Genomic DNA, 17,144 nt, shown 5'->3' on the forward strand with positions numbered 1-17,144 from the left:
TTTCGGCCTTCAAGGCCGGCCTTCCGTAGAGAAGGCCAAGGATCACACCAATGACAAAACCCAAAGTTCTCATTTCCGACGCGCTCTCTCCGGCCGCCGTGCAAATCTTCAAAGACCGCGGCGTCGAGGTCGACTTCCAGCCCAACCTCGGCAAGGACAAGGACAAGCTCGCCGAGATCATCGGCAATTACGACGGCCTTGCGATCCGCTCCGCGACGAAAGCGACCGCGAAGATCATCGAGAAAGCAAAGAAGCTGAAGGTGATCGGCCGCGCCGGCATCGGCGTCGACAACGTCGAAATACCGGCGGCCACCGCCAAGGGCATCATCGTGATGAACACGCCGTTCGGCAATTCGATCACGACTGCCGAGCACGCGATTACGCTGATGCTGGCGCTGGCGCGCGAAATTCCGCAGGCCGACGCCTCGACGCAGGCCGGCAAGTGGGAGAAGAACCGCTTCATGGGCGTCGAGATCACCGGCAAGACGCTGGGCGTGGTCGGCTGCGGCAATATCGGCTCGATCGCCGCCGACCGCGCGCTCGGCCTGAAAATGAAGGTGGTCGCGTTCGATCCGTTCCTGTCGCCGGAGCGCGCCAAGGATATCGGCGTCGAGAAGGTCGAACTCGACGAACTGCTCAAGCGCGCCGATTTCATCACGCTGCACACGCCGCTCACCGAGAAGACGAGGAACATCATCGACGCGGCCGCGCTCGCCAAGACGAAGAAGGGCGTGCGCATCATCAACTGCGCGCGCGGCGGCCTGGTCGACGAGCAGGCGCTGCTCGACGCGCTCAATTCCAAGCATGTCGCGGGCGCCGCCTTCGACGTGTTCGTCGAGGAGCCCGCCACCAAGAACGTGCTGTTCGGCCATCCCAACGTGATCTGCACCCCTCATCTCGGCGCCTCCACCACGGAAGCGCAGGAGAACGTGGCGCTGCAGGTCGCCGAGCAGATGTCCGACTATCTCCTGACCGGCGCGATCTCGAACGCGGTGAACTTCCCCTCGATCACGGCGGAGGAAGCGCCAAAGCTGAAGCCGTTCATCGAGCTCGCCGAAAAGCTCGGCTCGTTCGCGGGCCAGCTCACCGAGAGCGGGATTTTGAAAGTCCAGATCACCTATGAGGGCCACGTCGCCGAGATGAAGATCAAGGCGATCACTTCGGCGGTGCTGTCGGGCCTGCTGCGGCCGATGCTCGGCGAGGTCAATGTGGTCTCCGCGCCCGTCGTCGCCAAAGAGCGCGGCATGGTGGTCGACGAGATCGTGCGCGCAGCGCAGAGCGACTACGAAAGCCTGATCACGGTTACCGTCGTGACCGAGCGGCAGGAACGCTCGGTGTCCGGCACGGTCTATCACGACGGCAAGCCGCGGCTGGTCGACATCAAGGGCATCCGGGTCGATGCCGAGTTCGGCAAGTCGATGATCTATGTCACCAACGAGGACAAGCCCGGCTTCATCGGCAGCTTCGCCGGCCTGCTCGGCGCGGCCCAGATCAACATCGCCACCTTCCATCTCGGCCGCACCAAGCAGGGCGGCGACGCCATCGCGCTGGTCGAGATCGACGGGCCGGTGCCCGCTGACGTGCTCGCCAAGGTGCAGGCTCTGCCGCAGGTGAAGCAGGCCAAGGCGCTGGTGTTCTAGCTGCACGCCGTCCTATTCCCGTCAGGGAGGGATTACCCACTCTTTGCCGCGGCCCCGCCGCGGCGAAGCCGCATGGAAACCTCAATCGAACCGGTTCCTCTCTCGCTGCGTCTCATGACCGGGAGTGGTGGGCGTTGTTGCGCGTCGCCATTCGGCGAACGGTTCAGGAGGGTATCCATGCGATTGATTGCGAACGTTTTTTCGACGACGAGCCTCGTCTTGCTCACGGCGTTGGCTGCGGGTGAGGTGCGGGCGGCCGACGTCGCCGCCAGTTCGGCGGTCGACGCCGTTACCGTCTATCCCGATAGCGCAAGCGTCACGCGGATCATCTCGCTCGATCTGCCGGCGGGCGAGAATTTCGCTGTTCTCAAGGATTTTCCGCTCACGCTGGATCCGTCATCCCTGAGGGTCGAGGGCGAGGCGGGCGCAAAACTCACCATCGGCGCGATCGACGCAAAACCGCCGCGCGCGGCGCCGCCGGTCAACCTGCCCGAACTCGACAAGCGCATCGAGGCGCTGAAGGACGAGCGGGTCAACTTGCAGGGTGCGATCGATGCGGCGACCGCGCGGCGCAAATTCGCGGAGCGATTTGCGGATACGTCTCCGGCCGGAATCGGCGACAAGGGTGAGGCGCGGCCGATCGCGGAGTGGCGCGCGGCCTTTGCCGCGGTCGGCGAGGAGATCGCCAACGCCGATGCCGCCATTCGCGATGCCGAGCGTAAGCAGCGCGAGCTCGATCGCGAAATCGCGCGTCTCGAACAGGACCGGGCGCAAAAGCCGCCGAGCAGACTGGAAGTCAGGATCGAACTCGCGGCAGCCGCCGCGACGAAAGCGACGTTGCGTGTCACCTATGCGGTGCGCAACGCGCGCTGGACGCCGCTCTACGACGCCCGTCTCGACACCGGCGGCAAGGACCGCAAGCCCGCGCTCGAACTGGTGCGCCGCGCCGAAATCACCCAAAACACTGGCGAGGACTGGTCCAACGTCGCGCTCAGCGTCTCGACGGTGCGTACCGCGCGCGGCGGCAGCGCACCCGATCTGAAATCGCTCGTCGTTCAATATCCGCAAGTGCCGCGCCCGATGGCCGTGGGCTCCACATTGGATTATGCAATGCCCTCGGCTGCGCCAGCCCCGGAAAGGTCGAGGCAGATCCGCGCTAGCGGGGGGAAAAGCGAAGAGCCCGTGATGGAGAAGGCGGCCGAGCAGCAGGCCGCGGCCGATGTCAGCGGCTTCCAGGTGGTGTTCAGGATTCCCGGCCGCGTCAGCCTCGGCGCCAGCGAAGGCGCCAAGAGCCTGCGTGTTTCCACCGCCACCATCGCACCCGATCTCACCGTACGCGCGGCGCCGGTGCTGGATCCGACCGCATTCCTCGAAGCGAGCTTCAAGCAGACCGAGGACGCGCCATTGCTGCCCGGCCGGGTCGCGATCTACCGCGACGGCGTCTTCGTCGGCCGCGGGCAGATGGCCGCGGCGAGCAGGGACGAAACCGTGCGGCTCGGCTTCGGCGCCGACGACAAGATCAAGATCGAACGCACCGTCCTCAAGCGCAACGAGGGATCGGCCGGCCTGATCGTGACGACGTCGAAGACCGACGAGCGCGCGTTCAAGACCGCCGTGCGCAACGGCCATGATTTCCCGCTTCGGATCGCGATCGAGGATCAGCTACCGATCAGCGAGAACGAGGATATCGTGGTCGAGATGTTGCCGTCGACGACGGCTCCGACCGCCAGCAACATCCGCGACAGGCGCGGCGTGCTGGAATGGGCTTTTGAGGCCAAGCCCGGCCAGGTCAGGGAAATCAACTTCGCCTGGCGGATACGCTGGCCCAAGGACAAAGGCGTCGTGATGGCGCCGGCGGGGTGAGTGCCGCCCTCTATTTATATGCACGGCCTGCTGTCGCGGATCGACTCTCCCTCTCCCCGTTCTTCACGGGACAGGGCGGGGTGAGGGGCTGTCTCGGCGGACTCAATCAGCGGCGATGACGCGGATGTGGCGTCGATCATGTTGAAGTCGCCGATGGCGTTGCCGTTCTGCTCGAACACGTAACTCCAGTAGCGGCGGTTACAATTGGCTGACGGTTCCGTGGCGAATCTGTAACGCCGTTGGATAAGGGTTGCGGCGTTATGCCGTCGGCGCGCCGGTGGGCCGCATGGTTTGCGGCAGCAGGAACGGTACGCCCTGATCGGTGTAGTCGATCCTGACGTCGACCTCGAAGATGCGACGGATGGTCTCCGTCGTGATCGCGTCAGCGCGGCCGCCGTCGACGGCGAGCTTGCCGCGATGCAGCAGCACGATCCGGTCGGCGAAGCGCATTGCCAGATTGAGATCGTGCAGCACGGCGATCACAGCCGTGCCGTTCTGTGCACGCCGCTTTGCTGTTTCCACCAGGTCGATCTGGTGGCGCATGTCGAGGCTGGAGGTCGGCTCGTCCAGCAGCAGCAGGCCGGGGCCGTGCTGTTGTTCGCCGCAGGCGAGCTGCACCAGCACGCGGGCGAAATGCGCGCGTTGCTGCTCGCCGCCGGATAGCGTCGGCAATTGCCGGTGACTGAAATGCGCCAGATCGACTTCGCCGAGCGCGGCATCAACCAGCCGCTGCGCGGCGGCGCGGCCGGTATCGCCCGCGCCCATATGGACGATTTCCTCGACCGTGAACGGGAAGGTGACGTTGACATGCTGCGACAGCATCGCGCGGTGATGGGCGAGAACGCGCGGCGCATAGAGGTGGATGTAGCGCTGCTTCAGTTTGATCTGCCCGCGCGTCGGGCGGAGATCGCCGGACAGCATCCGCAGCAGCGTCGATTTGCCGGCGCCGTTGGGGCCGACGATCGCGACCATCTCGCCGGCCTTGATGCGCAGATCGATGCCGTCGACCAGCGTGGCGCCGCCGACCATCATCGAGACCGCCTGTGCCTCGAGGATGGCGGTCATAGCGAAACCAGCCCGCGCTGGCGCAGCAGCATGCCCAGGAAGAACGGTGCGCCGATCGCCGCCGTCAGGATGCCGATCGGCATTTCCGCGGGCGCCACGATGGTGCGGGCCAGTGTATCCGCGCCCACCATCAGCACGGCGCCCAACAGCATCGAGGCCGGCAGCAGCAGCCGGTGCGCCGGTCCGATCACCAGCCGCAGCAGATGCGGCACCACGATGCCGACAAAGCCGACCACGCCGCAGACCGAAACCGCAACCCCCGTCATCGCCGACACCAGCACGATCGAAATCCGCTTCAGCCGCTCGACATCGACGCCGCTGTGAAACGCCTCGGCCTCACCCAGTACAAGCACATCGAGCCCGCGCGCGATCGAGACGCAGGCGGTCAAGGCGAGCGCCAGCACCGGCGCCAGCGTGGCGAGCTTGGGCCAGGTTGCGCCGCTCAGCGAGCCCAGCATCCAGAACGTGATGTCGCGCAACTGGCGATCGTCGGCGATGAACACCAGAAGCCCGACGCCTGCATTGGCGATGGCGGCAATCGCAATGCCGGCCAGCAGGAAAATCGCGATCGAGGTGCGACCCGAACGGCTCGCGATCGAATAAAGGATGATCGTCGTCACCAGTGAGCCCGCGAAGGCCGCAATCGGCAGCAACTGGTTTTGCATGAAATGAAGGCTTTGGCCGATCTGGCTGTCGGTAATGACGATCGCCGCGGCGGCTGCAAATGCGCCGCCGGAGGAAACGCCGACCAGCGCGGGGTCGGCGAGCGGGTTGCGAAACAGCCCCTGCATGATCGCCCCCGATGCGGCGAGCAGGGCGCCAACCATCGCTGCGGCGGCGATCCGCGGAATCCGGATCGACCACAGCACCAGCTGGTCGCGCGCGAGCGTTGGACTGGCTGAAGCGTCCGCCCACAGGCCGAGTGCGGCAGGCAGCCGCGCCAGCGGAATTCCGGCGGCGCCCATCGTGAGCGCGACCAGCGCCGCACCGGCAAGCGCGGCGAAGAGACAAATGAGGGTCAGGGAGGCGGGCGGACGCAACGCATAGCCGCTGCGGCGCTTCGCGCCTGCATCAGTGAGAGCGGTCATTGCCGGCAATCGGCGGTGAGTGCCGCTGGCTTGAACTTCTCCGCCTGCGGTGCGAGCGCCGGATAGAGCTTGACCGAGAGATCGCGCGCCGCCGCCGCCGTGCGCGGACCGAAGCCGAGCAGATAGAGGCCTTCCATGGAGATAAAGGTCTTGTTGGCCGCGACCGGGGTTAGCGCGAAGGCGGGATGAACGTACACGGCTTCCGCGTCCACCGAGTCTTTGCCGCGCTGGATCGAGAGCACCACGTCGGGTTTGGCCGCGACGATCGCCTCGTCATTGATGATCTTGTAGCCGTCATAGCCGTCGATGGCGTTGACGCCGCCGGCGAGTGCGATGATCTCGTTCGCAGCCGTCTTGTGGCCGGCGGCCATCGCCCGGCCGTTCAGCAGCGACATCACGAACATCACGCGGACCGGCTTGGTCACCTTGGAGCGCAGCTCGCGCAGTTGGGCCAGATCGCCGGCGACCGCCGCCGTCAGGCATTCCGCACGCTTGTCCGCGCCCATGGCGTGACCGACCAGCTTGATTTTGTCGATCAGCCCCTGCTCGGAAAACGTTTCCGGCACCAGCACCAGCGGCACCTTGGCTGCCTCCAGCACGTCCATGGTTTCCTTTGGTCCGGATCCCTGCACCGCCAGCACCAGCGAGGGATTGAGCCCGAGAACACCCTCGGCCGAAAGCTGGCGCATGTAGCCGACGTTCGGCTTGTCGCGCAGCGCCGCGGGCGGATAGAAGCTGGTGGAGTCCACGCCGGTCAGCCTGTCCTCAAAACCCAGCGCGTAGAGGATTTCGGTAATCGCGCCGCCGATCGAGACGATCCGCGCGGGGTCTGCGATCGTGACGTCGCGGTTACGGGCATCATGCACCGTAATGCCCGCGGCGAGCGCAACGCCACCGAGCAGGAAACAGCCTGCGGCGGCCGACAATGCGAGCGTGCGACAAAATGTCATTGCCGGTTCACCTGGTGGGTCACTTGGTCAGGATCAGCTTGTTCTGCGACGTCAGCCGCAGACGATAGTTGTCCTCGCCATGCGCGATGATGATCTCGCGCTCGGTCGCGAACAGTTCGCGGCTGTCGATTCGGCTGCCGTTCATGGTGAGAAGGCGCGTCGCAGACGGCGGATTTTCGGCGTGTTTTCCGGCGCCTCCGACATTATCTCCTGAAGGTGCCGCCATAATTGCTGTTGTGTCCCCGATGTTCCCGACCAGCTGCTTGTATAATTTGATCGACGCGCAATCCAACTGCTGCACTTTACAATCGATATAAAGTGCGCCGTGTCATTATTGACCGGTTCCGCAACGCGGCGTAACCAAGATGAACGCGATACGAGCGGGGGTGCCCGGTCGCGAAAATTGTTAGCCAGCAAGCAGCCGCTCATCACCAGCGGCGCCCGCCAGCCAAACCCAAGACACAAATAACAGGTTGGGGCAGTATGGCTTTCGGGGCTAGGCATTCGCGCGCCTTGGTTTTAGGCGCGTCGGCATTTTCGTTCGCATTGATGTCGTCAGGCGCAGCGTTCACGCAGGCGCTCGAAGCGGAGGCGGTCACGCGCTCTGCCGAACAGAAGAAACAGAAGCAGGCCAAGCGCCAGCAAGCCAAGCCGCGGCAGGATACGCAGGCAACGGCGCCGGCGATGAATGCGCGGGCGCAGATCGGAGCCGCGCCGGTGCAATCGCTCGATACGATCACGGTGGCTGCCTCGAAAACCGAGGAGCGCGCGATCGATGCGCTGGCGCCGGTCAGCGTGGTGACGCTGGAGCAGATCCAGGGCCTGCAGCCGAACCGGCTGTCCGATATTTTCTACAACGTGCCCGGCGTGTCGTTTCAGGAGCGCGGCGACGATCCCGCGACTGTCATCAACATCCGCGGCCTGCAGGATTTCGGCCGTGTCGCGGTCGTCGTCGACGGCGCGCGGCAGAACTACCAGCGCACCGGCCATAACGCCAACGGCTCGTTCTTCCTCGATCCCGAACTGGTCGGCGGCGTCGACGTGGTGCGCGGCCCGACCGCGAACATCTACGGCTCCGGCGCCATCGGCGGCGTGGTCTCGTTCCGCACCAAGGACATTAACGACGTCGTGCGCCCCGGTGAGCGCTGGGGCGTCGACATGACCGGCTCCGGCGGCACCAACACTGCTCGCGGTCTCGGCTCGATCTTCGGCGGCGTGCGCGCCGATCCCAATGTCGATGTTTTCGGCGGCGCGGTCTATCGCACGCAAGGCAATTACAAGGACGGCAACGGCACCGAGATCGGCAATACCGGCAACGAGATCGCGGCCGGTTTGATGAAAGTCACGGTGCGCCCTGCCGACGGACACGAGATCAAGCTCGGCGGTATCTTCCAGGATTACCAATACAGCATCGGCCAGTTCAACCGCGGGCCGACGAGCGGGGCACTGCGCGCGCTGAACCAGGGATCGTCGGTCTATGCGTCAGACGCCAAGAACTACACGGGAACGCTGACCTGGAAATACAGCAAGCCGGACGACAATCTCTGGGACTGGAATATGTCGCTCTACGGCAATCGTACCGACAACGACCAGACCAAGACATATCATTACAGCACCAGCGGGGCGACCTATTGCGGCACCGGCAATGCCGGCAACAACATTTCGGGCTGCGTCGGCGACAAGCGGGGCTATGTGCTCGATACGCTCGGCATCGACGTCAACAATACGACGAGGTTCAATGTCGGCGACTGGCGCAACGCGGTCACACTCGGGGTCGACGCGTTTCAGGACGATGTGAGAACCAGCGATAGCCGGGGCAATTCCAACATCACCACGCCCGGCGGCCTGCGCACCGTTTCCGGCGGATTCGCGCAGTTGAAGCAGAACTATTCCACCTGGTTCGAGGCCGTCAGCGCGATCCGCTACGACCGCTACGATCTGCATTCGCCGACCGTGGCCACGGGTGGTGGCGGCGATCGGTTTTCGCCGAAGATCACCATCGGCGTGACGCCGGTGGCAGGCTTTACGCCCTATGTCAGCTACGCCGAAGGTTATCGTGCGCCCTCGATCACCGAGACGCTGATTGCGGGCGCCCATGCGGATGGCGGCGGCGGTGCTTTGTTCCCCTGCCCGAACGGCACCAGCGGTCTGTTCTGTTTCCTGCCCAACCCCAACCTGCGGCCCGAGGTCGGCAAGAACAAGGAAGCAGGCATCAACCTGAAGTACAATGATATCTTCACGTCCGAAGACAGCTTCCGCGGCAAGTTCAACGTGTTCCGCAACGACGTTTCAGATTACATCGATCTCGTCGGATCGACGCCGATCCCGCCGGTGCTTGTTCCGTTCCCGGGACTTTTCAGCCAGTTCTATCAGTACCAGAACATCGCGCAGGCCCGGATCGAAGGTGTCGAGGCCGAGACGATGTATGATGCGGGCCTGTGGTATGTCGGCGTCGCCGGGCACCTGATCCGCGGCAAGAACGTCGTCACCAATATCGGGCTTTCGACCATCACGCCGCGCAAGATCACTACGACCGGCGGCGTGCGGCTGCTCGACCGCAGGCTGATCCTGGCGGCGCAGTGGTCCTCGTTCGGCGCCAACAACGACGTGCCGGCCGGCTATCTGCCCTCGACCGGGTATGAACTGGTCAATCTGTACCTGACCTGGAACGCGACCAAGGACATCGTCTTCTCGGCATCGATCGACAATCTGTTGAACCAGTATTACCGGCCCTATGCCATCCCCGGCAGTTCGACCGACGGCACCACGCAGAACGACGTGTTGTGGTCGAGCCCCGGACCGGGCAGGGTCTACAAGGCCGGCTTGAAGATCCATTTTGGCGGAGCATAGTTCGACGAGCTGACAAGCCAATCAAGTTGCACCGGGCCGCGCTGATGCTCCAGCGCGGCTGCGGTGCATCCATGTTTCCAACCAACTCAAACGGTACGCCAGGCGCAACCCAGCAAGGAGATTTTGAAATGTTTATCGCAATGAACCGGTTCCAGGTGAAGATTGGCTCTGAAGCGGCCTTCGAGACCGTCTGGCGCACCCGCGAATCCTACCTCAGCAGCATGGCCGGCTTCGTCGAGTTTCATCTGCTCAAGGGACCCGTCGCCGAGGATCACACGCTGTATTCCTCGCATACAGTCTGGGTCGACAAGGCGGCATTCGAAGCCTGGACCAAATCGGACGAGTTCCGCCGGGCGCACGCCCGCGCCGACAACAAGACCGGCGAAAGCCTTTACCTCGGCCATCCCAAGTTCGAAGGTTTCGAGGTGATCCTGAGCGAGCGCAAATCCAGCGCAGCCGCGTAACGGGGAGGGTGCCATGTTGAGCACGGAGCTTGCCGGCCTCAAGGCGCATATGGCGGAAAATCCGGGCGCGGTGATCGAGGACGTGGCGCGCGAACGCAAGGTCACGCCGCGCGCCGTGCTCGAGGCGCTGCCGGAAACGATGGTGCGCCTCGGTCCCGGCAGCGAATTCGCCGCCGCGATGGCCGACATCGCGCAATGGGGCGAGGTGACGCTGATCGTCCATACCGATGATGCGATCTTCGAATTCACCGGCAGCGTGCCCGCGGGCGAGATCGGCCGCGGCTATTTCAATCTGATGCAGCCGAAGGGATTGCACGGCCACCTCCGCCATGAGCGTTGCGCGGCCATCGCTTTCGTCGAGCGGCCCTTCATGGGCAAGTCGTCAGCCTTCATCGCGTTCGTCAATGTCGACGGGGGCATCATGTTCAAGGTGTTCGTCGGCCGCGACGAGACGCGCGCGCTGCGCGGCGACCAGTTGCAGCGCTTTCACGCGTTGGCCGAAAGGATCGCGTCGGCTGGTGCGGCCTAGCCAGTCGGCATTGTCAGTCCGGGAGATGACCATGCAGCCAGGAATGCAGTCAGGTGTGTGCGACTTCTTGATCCGATTGAGTTCGAAGGCAGCTGTCTTGGCGGTCGTTGCCATTGCCGCGTTACCGGGCGCGGCGTTCGCCGCCACCGACGTCGCGCTGCTGCCGCGCAACCTGTCGCCCTGGAACATGTTCGTGAATGCGGACGTCGTGGTGCAGGCGGTCATGGTGGGCTTAGCCTTCGCCTCGCTGGTGACGTGGACGGTCTGGCTTGCCAAGACCATTGAAGTCCGCCGCAAGACCGCGACCGCCAGGCGGCGGCTGAGCCTGCTGGAAACCGATACGGTGCTGGCCAAGGCCGAACAGGAAACCCGCGGCGGCAGCGATGCCGTGGCGCAGATCATCCAGTCCGCCGCGCGCGAGGCCTCTCTCTCCGGCGGTCATTTCGACGACGGCCTCAAGGAGCGGGTGGCGCTGCGGCTGGAGCGGGTCGAGGCGGCGATGTCGCGGCAGATCGCGCGTGGCACCGGCGTGCTCGCCACCATCGGCGCCACCGCGCCGTTCGTCGGCCTGTTCGGAACGGTCTGGGGCATCATGAATTCGTTCATCGGCATTTCCGAAGCCCACACCACCAATCTCGCCGTCGTCGCGCCGGGCATTGCCGAGGCGTTGCTCGCGACTGCGCTCGGTCTCGTGGCGGCGATCCCGGCGGTCGTGATCTACAACCATCTTACCCGCACCATTGCGGCCCACCGCGCGCTGCTCGGCGACGCCTCGGCGATGGTGCTGCTTCTGATCAGCCGCGAAGGCGACCGCGGCGCGTTCCGCCTGGCGCGCGCCGCCGAGTAAACGACGGAGTGTGAGCGATGGGAGCGAAGCTCGGTCAGGCAATCGGCGGACGGGCGCGCGGTAGCGGCGACGATCTTGTCGAGTCTCACGAGATCAACGTCACGCCGTTCATCGACGTGATGCTGGTACTCCTGATCATCTTCATGGTCGCCGCCCCGCTCGCAACCGTCGACCTCGGCGTCGATCTCCCGGCGAGCGCCGTCGAGCCACAGCCGCGCCCGGACAAGCCGGTGTTCGTCACGGTGAAGCCGGATCTTTCGGTCGCGGTCGGCGAAGAGGTGATCGCGCGCGACACGCTGACCGCCACGCTTGATGGCGCTACGCATGGCAAGAAGGACGAGCGCATCTATCTGCGCGCCGACAAGGCCGTCAGCTATGGCGACCTGATGGAGGTGATGAACCTGTTGCGCAACGCCGGCTATCTCAAGATCGCGCTGGTCGGCCTCGACGGCCGGAGCTAGCGCCGTGAAGAACGCGTTCGCTCTGCATGATATCTCCGACCAGGCCGGCGTCCGGCGCTGGGGCGCCTCTGCGTTCGCGATTGCGGCCGCGCATGCGGCGCTGATCGCGTTGGCGTTGAACTGGTACACCCAGCGGCCGGTGCCCGGCGTTTCCCTGCCGGCGATCATGGTGGACATGGCGCCGGCTTCCTCTGCACCGCAACCGACGCAAATGGATCTTGCGCCAGGACCCTTCATGCAGCAGGCCGATGCTTCGCCGCCGGAGCCCGCGGCTGCGGAAGCCGTGCAGGAGCAGATTGCGCCGACCCCGCCGCAGGAGAAGCCGGAAGTCATAGCCCCGCCGGAGCAGAAGGTGGAAATGAAGCCGGCGACGGACCCCGCCAAGCCGGCTCCGGAGGCCAAGCCGTCGCCGGTGAAGCCGAAAGTGGTTCGCCCCGACGCGAAAAAACCGACCGACGCGCCGCCTGCGCCGCGAACGACGGCCTCGCCCAAGGCCGAGCGCCAGGCGCCGGCCGCGTCCGCCGCCAACGCCGGCGCATCGGCCGCGGCGCTTGCTTCCTACCGGCAGATGGTGGCCTCCCATCTGCAACGCTTCAAGCAATACCCGCCCGCCGCCAAGGCCGCGGGCCAGCAGGGCACCGCGCGGGTCAGTTTCACGCTCAGCCGAAGCGGCGGGGTGCTTTCCGTCGGCCTCGGCGGCTCGTCAGGCCATTCGGCGCTGGATGCCGAGACGCTGGCGATGGTGCGCCGCGCCCAGCCGTTTCCCGCATTCCCTGCTGACGTAAAGCAGGCCTCGATGCCGTTTAGCGCGCCGGTGGCGTTCTATATAAGGTAGCGCCTCATTCCTTCACCGCGCCGGTCAGCGACGAGACGTAGTAATCCACGAACAGCGAATAAAACAGCGCGACCGGCAGCGAGCCGAGCAGTGAGCCCGCCATCAGCGCGCCCCACTGGTAGACGTCGCCGGTGACGAGTTCGGTCAGGATCGCGACCGGCACCGTCTTGTTGGCGCCGCTCTGGATGAAGGCGAGTGCATAGATGAACTCGTTCCACGACAGCGTGAAGGAGAAGATGCCGGCCGAGATCAGGCCAGGCACGGCGAGCGGCAGCGTGATCCGCCGCAGGATCTGCAGCCGTGTGGCGCCATCGACCAGCGCGCATTCCTCCAGCTCATACGGGATCGACTTGAAATAGCCGATCAGGAGCCAGGTGCAGAACGGCACCAGGAAGGTCGGATACACCAGAGGATCAGCGCCATCGGTGAGTCGAACAGGCCGAACTGCACGATCACGGTCGCCAGCGGAATGAACAGGATCGAGGGCGGCACCAGATAGGCGAGATAGATGCCGAGCCCCACGTAAGGGCTGCCGCGGAAGCGCAGGCGCTCGATCGCGTAAGCCGCAAGCGTACTCGCAAACAGCGACAGGAACGTGGAGCCGATCGCCACGAACATCGTGGTCCTCAGCCAGGTCGGGTAGGCGGTATTGAACAGCAAATGCTTGATATGGGCGAGCGTCGGCGAGGAGATCCAGAACGGATTGTGCTCCCTGTAGTTCAGAAGCTCGGCGTTCGGCTTGAACGAGGTGATGGCCATCCAGTAGAACGGGAACAGCAGGATCAGCACAAAGCAAGACAGCGGCAGGTAGATCATCATCACCCGCCGCGCCCGCGAATCCCACGCCATAGTGTCCGGCGTGGCGCTGCCGACATTGGTCGATTGCTGGGCGACTGCGTCAGTCATTGGCTTCTCCCTGCTGCCATTTGCGGCGCGCGAGGCCGAAGTAGCTGAACAATGTCGCGAACACCAGGAACGGGATCATCGACACCGCGATCGCCGCACCTTCGCCGAGCTCGCCGCCGGCGATGCCGCGCTGGAACGCCAGCGTCGCGAGCAGATGGGTGGAGTTGACCGGCCCGCCGCGGGTGATGGCGTAGACGAGCTGGAAATCGGTAAAGGTGAAGATGATCGAGAACGTCATCACGATCGCGAGGATCGGCATCATCATCGGGAAGGTGATGTAGCGGAAGCGCTGCCAGGCGCTGGCCCCGTCCAGCATCGCCGCCTCATAGAGCGATGGCGAAATCGTCTGCAGGCCTGCCAACAGCGAGATCGCCACGAAGGGAATGCCGCGCCAGATGTTGGCCACGATCAGCGAGAAGCGCGCCGGCCAGGGCGTGCCGAGGAAATCGATATTGGTCGAGCGGATATGCAGCACGTCGACCAAGAGATAGGAGATGATCGAGAACTGCGGATCGTAGATCCACCAGAACGCCAGCGCCGACAGCACCGTCGGCACGATCCACGGCAGCAGCACGATGGCGCGCAACAGGCTCTTGAGCGGGAAGTGGTTGTTGAGCAGCAGCGCCAGCCAGAAGCCGAGCGCGAATTTCCCGATGGTCGCGACCCCTGTGTAGAAGATGCTGTAGAACACCGCGTTCCACCACAAGGGATCCTTGAGCAGATACTGGAAATTCTCCAGGCCGATAAAGACGCCGCGCTGGCCGATCGTGGTGTCGGTGAAGGCGAGCCAGACGCCCAGGCCCAGCGGATAGGTGAGGAACACCGTCAACAGCCCGATCGCGGGTGCAAGGCACATCACGATCAGGAACGGCTTGTAGTCGAACAGGCGTGCGATCCAGCCCGGTTGCCGGAGCGCCACGCGGTGCGATGGTAGAGTCGTTACAGACATTGATTATTCATCCCGGTGCTTCGCGCGTCACCACCGTCATTGCCTGCGACAAACGCGAAGCGTTTGTGCAAGGGAGCGAAGCAACGAAGCAATCCATCTGTCCCCGGCGGCACGATGGATTGCTTCGCTTCGCTCGCAATGACGTTCCCTACCGGCCCTGCCGCCGGAAATATCGCTTGCAGCGCTGCTCCGCTTCCGCGGCCGCAGTCTCCGGGGTCGAGGCACCTGTCGCAACCGCCGCGCACATCTGTATCAGCACGTAATCGGCGCCGACGGCGCCGGTTGCCGTCGAGATCGGCCCCTTGTAGCCGTCGTAATAGGTGCTGTTCATGGTGTCCTTGAAGATCTTGACCTTCGGATCTTCGGACCAAACCTTGGCTTCGGCGTAGGCGGCAAGCGGCTGCGACCAATAGCCGGAGTTGGCATTGAGCCACGGCTCGTACTGGTCCTTTTCCAGCATGTACTGCAGGAATGCCTTTGCGGCGTTGGGATACTGGCTGTGCTTGAACAGCATCGCGTTCAGCGTCAGGCCCGCCATCGGCGAGATCTTGGCGAGGCCCTTCGGCAGCAGCTGGTGCTCGCTGTCTTCGGCGATCGCGCGGGTCGCCGGATCGTTCTTCAGCGAGAAATACAGCGAGACGCCGTTGGCGGTCAGCGAGATTTCCTGCGAGGAATAGGCGCGGTTGTTGCTGACGTCGTTCCACGACGGCGTGCCGGCGATGAAGGTCGGGTACAGTTCCTTGACCCAGTTCAGCGCGGCGATGGTCTCCTTGCTGTTGATGACGATGTTGCCTTCCTCGTCGAGCAGGGCGGCGTTGTGCGACCACAGCACCCAGTTGGCGAAGCCGTTTCCGTCGCCCCTGGCGTTGCCCAGCGCGAAGCCGGCCGGCTTGCCGGCCTTTTGCAGCTTGCGGCACAGATCCAGGATTCCGGCATGGTCTTCCGGGACCTTGTCGAAGCCGACCGATTGCAGAATTGATTTGCGGTAGATCAAGGGGCCGGCGCTGGCGCCGAACGGCAATCCGATCCAGGCGTCGCTCTTATTGCGCTTGCCGTATTTCTGCGCCAGCGGCTGCCAGCCGCCATAGCGCTTGCCGAGATAGTCGGCCACGTCGGTCAGCTCGACCAGCTTGTCGACATAGATGTGCGGCGCGTCCGAGAAGCCGATGATGACGTCGGGGCCGGCGCCGGAATTCGACGTCACCGCGGTCTGCTGGTTGATGTCTTCCCAGCCGACGAAGTCGACCTTGACCTCGACGCCGGTCTCCTTGGTGAATTTGGCTGCATTGGCGCGGAACACGTCCTCATCAGCCTGCACGAAGCGCACCGGGCGCAGCATGCGCAGGCTCGCGCCTTTCTCAATCGCAAGCTTGGGCGCCGGGACGTCGGCAGCCTTGATGCCGGATGCGGTTTGCGCCGAAGCGCCGGTCACGGCGATCGCAGCCGCGGATGCGCCCAAAGCCAACGCGTCGCGACGGGTGATGTCGTTCCTCATGGTGCTCTCCCTGTGCGGGTTCCCGGCGTTGAATCGCCGGTGATCCCTGTCGTTCGACACCGTCTCTAGCTGTTCGGGCCGCGATCCATGCTGACGGGCTGCCAGCGTCGGAGCGCGGTGTCTTGCAGCACCGACGGATTGACGCAGCTTACCGGCCACATCCCCTGCAGGACCAGTGACAATTCGTAGCCCACGCGGCGCTTGCGCGCCTCGTCAAAACGTGCCGATGCCGAGGCCACATGCGCGGTCAGGGTGACGTTTTCCATCGAAAGCATCGGGTTGTTGTGGGACGGCGGCTCCTTTTCCAGCACGTCCAGCGCCGCATGCGCGATCCAGCCCTCCTGCAGCGCCTTGATCAGCGCTTCCTCGTCCACGGTGGCGCCGCGGCCGGTATTGATGAAGACGGCGGATTTTTTCATCTGGCGGAAATGCTTCTCGGTGAGCATGTGGTGCACCTCGGGCCGGGCCGGCGCATGCATCGAGACGAAATCCGACTGCGACAGCACCTCGTTCAGCGTCGCCGGCATCACGCCGTGATCGTACAACAGCGTTTCCTGGATGAAGGGATCGTAGGCCATCATGCGCAAGCCAAAGGGCGCCGCGCGCTTGGCGACCGCGCGCGCCACCCGGCCGAACGAGATGAAGCCCAGCGTCTGGCCCATCAGCCGCGGGATCTTCAAGAGCGCCGGACGTCCCTCCGACCAGCGGCCGGTGCGCACCATCTTGTCCTGCTCGACCAGCCTCCGGAACCCGGCCAGCAGCAGCATCATGGCGTGGTCGGCGACCTCCTCGATGAAGGTGTCGGGGATGTTGGTGACGGGAATGCCGCGGGCGGTGGCGGCCTTGACGTCGACGGAGTCGACGCCGACGCTGCCGAGCGTGATCACCTTGCAGTTTTCGAGCGCATCGATGACCGCTTTGGTGATCGGCATGCCCTTGGCGTAGATCGCGTCCGCGGTCTTTGCAGCGGCGATGAATTCCGCCTCGTTCGCTGGCGCCTCGATGATTTCGGCCCCGATCGGGTCGAGCGCTTCCTTTTCATAGTCGTAGCCGCCGCCGGCGACCGTGAAGCTCGCGCCTTTCGGCGTCACCACCCTGTATTTCGGCATTTCCTGCTCCCGATTTTATTCCTCGGTGTTGGTTTAAGGCGGCGGGCGCCGCCCTTTTCTTTTACGCGACTTCATCTTTTACGCGACCAAGCC

The 17,144-nt window shown here is 64.4% G+C and carries 15 protein-coding genes and 1 pseudogene; 8 read left to right on the forward strand and 8 right to left on the reverse strand.

What is annotated here, in order from left to right; genetic code table 11:
- Positions 1–50: 50 nt before the first annotated feature.
- Both serA and V1293_RS30820 read left to right on the forward strand, forming a co-directional pair.
- The gene (gene serA, locus V1293_RS30815) at positions 51–1,640 is read left to right on the forward strand and encodes a phosphoglycerate dehydrogenase (protein ID WP_334514863.1); all 1,590 of its coding nucleotides are present in this window, start codon (positions 51–53) and stop codon (positions 1,638–1,640) included.
- Positions 1,641–1,817: 177 nt separating this feature from the next.
- Positions 1,818–3,503: a mucoidy inhibitor MuiA family protein gene (locus tag V1293_RS30820; protein WP_334514866.1), complete on the forward strand. Its 1,686-nt coding sequence runs from the start codon at positions 1,818–1,820 to the stop codon at positions 3,501–3,503.
- Positions 3,504–3,761: 258 nt separating this feature from the next.
- On the opposite strand, the gene V1293_RS30825 is transcribed toward V1293_RS30820, so the two are convergent.
- Genes V1293_RS30825 through V1293_RS30840 form a run of 4 tightly spaced genes read right to left on the reverse strand, consistent with a single transcriptional unit; the run spans position 3,762 to position 6,832 of the window.
- Positions 3,762–4,568, reverse strand: a complete 807-nt coding sequence (locus V1293_RS30825; RefSeq protein ID WP_334514867.1) for a heme ABC transporter ATP-binding protein — start codon at positions 4,566–4,568, stop codon at positions 3,762–3,764.
- Entirely contained in the window at positions 4,565–5,656 is a 1,092-nt protein-coding gene (locus tag V1293_RS30830) for a FecCD family ABC transporter permease (RefSeq protein WP_334514868.1), read from the reverse strand. Before V1293_RS30830 ends, V1293_RS30825 begins: the two co-directional genes overlap by 4 nt.
- The gene (locus V1293_RS30835) at positions 5,653–6,606 is read right to left on the reverse strand and encodes a heme/hemin ABC transporter substrate-binding protein (RefSeq protein ID WP_334514869.1); all 954 of its coding nucleotides are present in this window, start codon (positions 6,604–6,606) and stop codon (positions 5,653–5,655) included. Before V1293_RS30835 ends, V1293_RS30830 begins: the two co-directional genes overlap by 4 nt.
- 19 nt (positions 6,607–6,625) lie before the next feature.
- On the reverse strand, positions 6,626–6,832 hold the full coding sequence (locus tag V1293_RS30840) for a hemin uptake protein HemP (RefSeq protein WP_334514872.1): 207 nt from the start codon (positions 6,830–6,832) through the stop codon (positions 6,626–6,628).
- Between the two features lie 323 nt (positions 6,833–7,155).
- Here V1293_RS30840 and V1293_RS30845 point away from each other — a divergent pair, with 323 nt between their 5' ends.
- From V1293_RS30845 to V1293_RS30870, 6 genes are all read left to right on the forward strand, one after another.
- The gene (locus V1293_RS30845) at positions 7,156–9,456 is read left to right on the forward strand and encodes a TonB-dependent hemoglobin/transferrin/lactoferrin family receptor (RefSeq protein WP_442894307.1); all 2,301 of its coding nucleotides are present in this window, start codon (positions 7,156–7,158) and stop codon (positions 9,454–9,456) included.
- Positions 9,457–9,584: 128 nt separating this feature from the next.
- Positions 9,585–9,920 (forward strand): antibiotic biosynthesis monooxygenase family protein, encoded by a 336-nt coding sequence (locus tag V1293_RS30850; protein ID WP_065753368.1) that lies wholly within the window; start codon positions 9,585–9,587, stop codon positions 9,918–9,920.
- Positions 9,921–9,933: 13 nt separating this feature from the next.
- A complete protein-coding gene (hutX, locus tag V1293_RS30855) occupies positions 9,934–10,449 on the forward strand; it encodes a heme utilization cystosolic carrier protein HutX (protein ID WP_334514881.1) in 516 nt (171 codons plus the stop codon).
- Positions 10,450–10,492: 43 nt separating this feature from the next.
- Positions 10,493–11,296, forward strand: coding sequence for a tonB-system energizer ExbB (gene exbB / locus V1293_RS30860; RefSeq protein ID WP_334516993.1), 804 nt, complete (start codon positions 10,493–10,495; stop codon positions 11,294–11,296).
- A 17-nt stretch (positions 11,297–11,313) separates the two neighbouring features.
- Positions 11,314–11,757, forward strand: a complete 444-nt coding sequence (gene exbD, locus V1293_RS30865) for a TonB system transport protein ExbD (protein WP_334514883.1) — start codon at positions 11,314–11,316, stop codon at positions 11,755–11,757.
- Positions 11,758–11,761: 4 nt separating this feature from the next.
- Positions 11,762–12,592, forward strand: coding sequence for a TonB family protein (locus V1293_RS30870; RefSeq protein WP_334514885.1), 831 nt, complete (start codon positions 11,762–11,764; stop codon positions 12,590–12,592).
- A gap of 4 nt (positions 12,593–12,596) precedes the next feature.
- Here V1293_RS30870 and V1293_RS30875 read toward each other — a convergent pair.
- The 4 genes and pseudogenes from V1293_RS30875 to V1293_RS30890 form a co-directional block, all read right to left on the reverse strand.
- Positions 12,597–13,441 (reverse strand): annotated as a pseudogene (locus V1293_RS30875) (carbohydrate ABC transporter permease).
- Positions 13,442–13,490: 49 nt separating this feature from the next.
- A complete protein-coding gene (locus V1293_RS30880) occupies positions 13,491–14,447 on the reverse strand; it encodes a carbohydrate ABC transporter permease (protein ID WP_334514888.1) in 957 nt (318 codons plus the stop codon).
- A 148-nt stretch (positions 14,448–14,595) separates the two neighbouring features.
- Positions 14,596–15,942, reverse strand: coding sequence for an ABC transporter substrate-binding protein (locus V1293_RS30885; protein WP_334514889.1), 1,347 nt, complete (start codon positions 15,940–15,942; stop codon positions 14,596–14,598).
- A 65-nt stretch (positions 15,943–16,007) separates the two neighbouring features.
- Positions 16,008–17,051, reverse strand: coding sequence for a C-terminal binding protein (locus V1293_RS30890; RefSeq protein ID WP_334514891.1), 1,044 nt, complete (start codon positions 17,049–17,051; stop codon positions 16,008–16,010).
- Positions 17,052–17,144: the final 93 nt, after the last annotated feature.

It is taken from the genome of Bradyrhizobium sp. AZCC 1693, assembly GCF_036924745.1.
Lineage (GTDB): Bacteria > Pseudomonadota > Alphaproteobacteria > Rhizobiales > Xanthobacteraceae > Bradyrhizobium.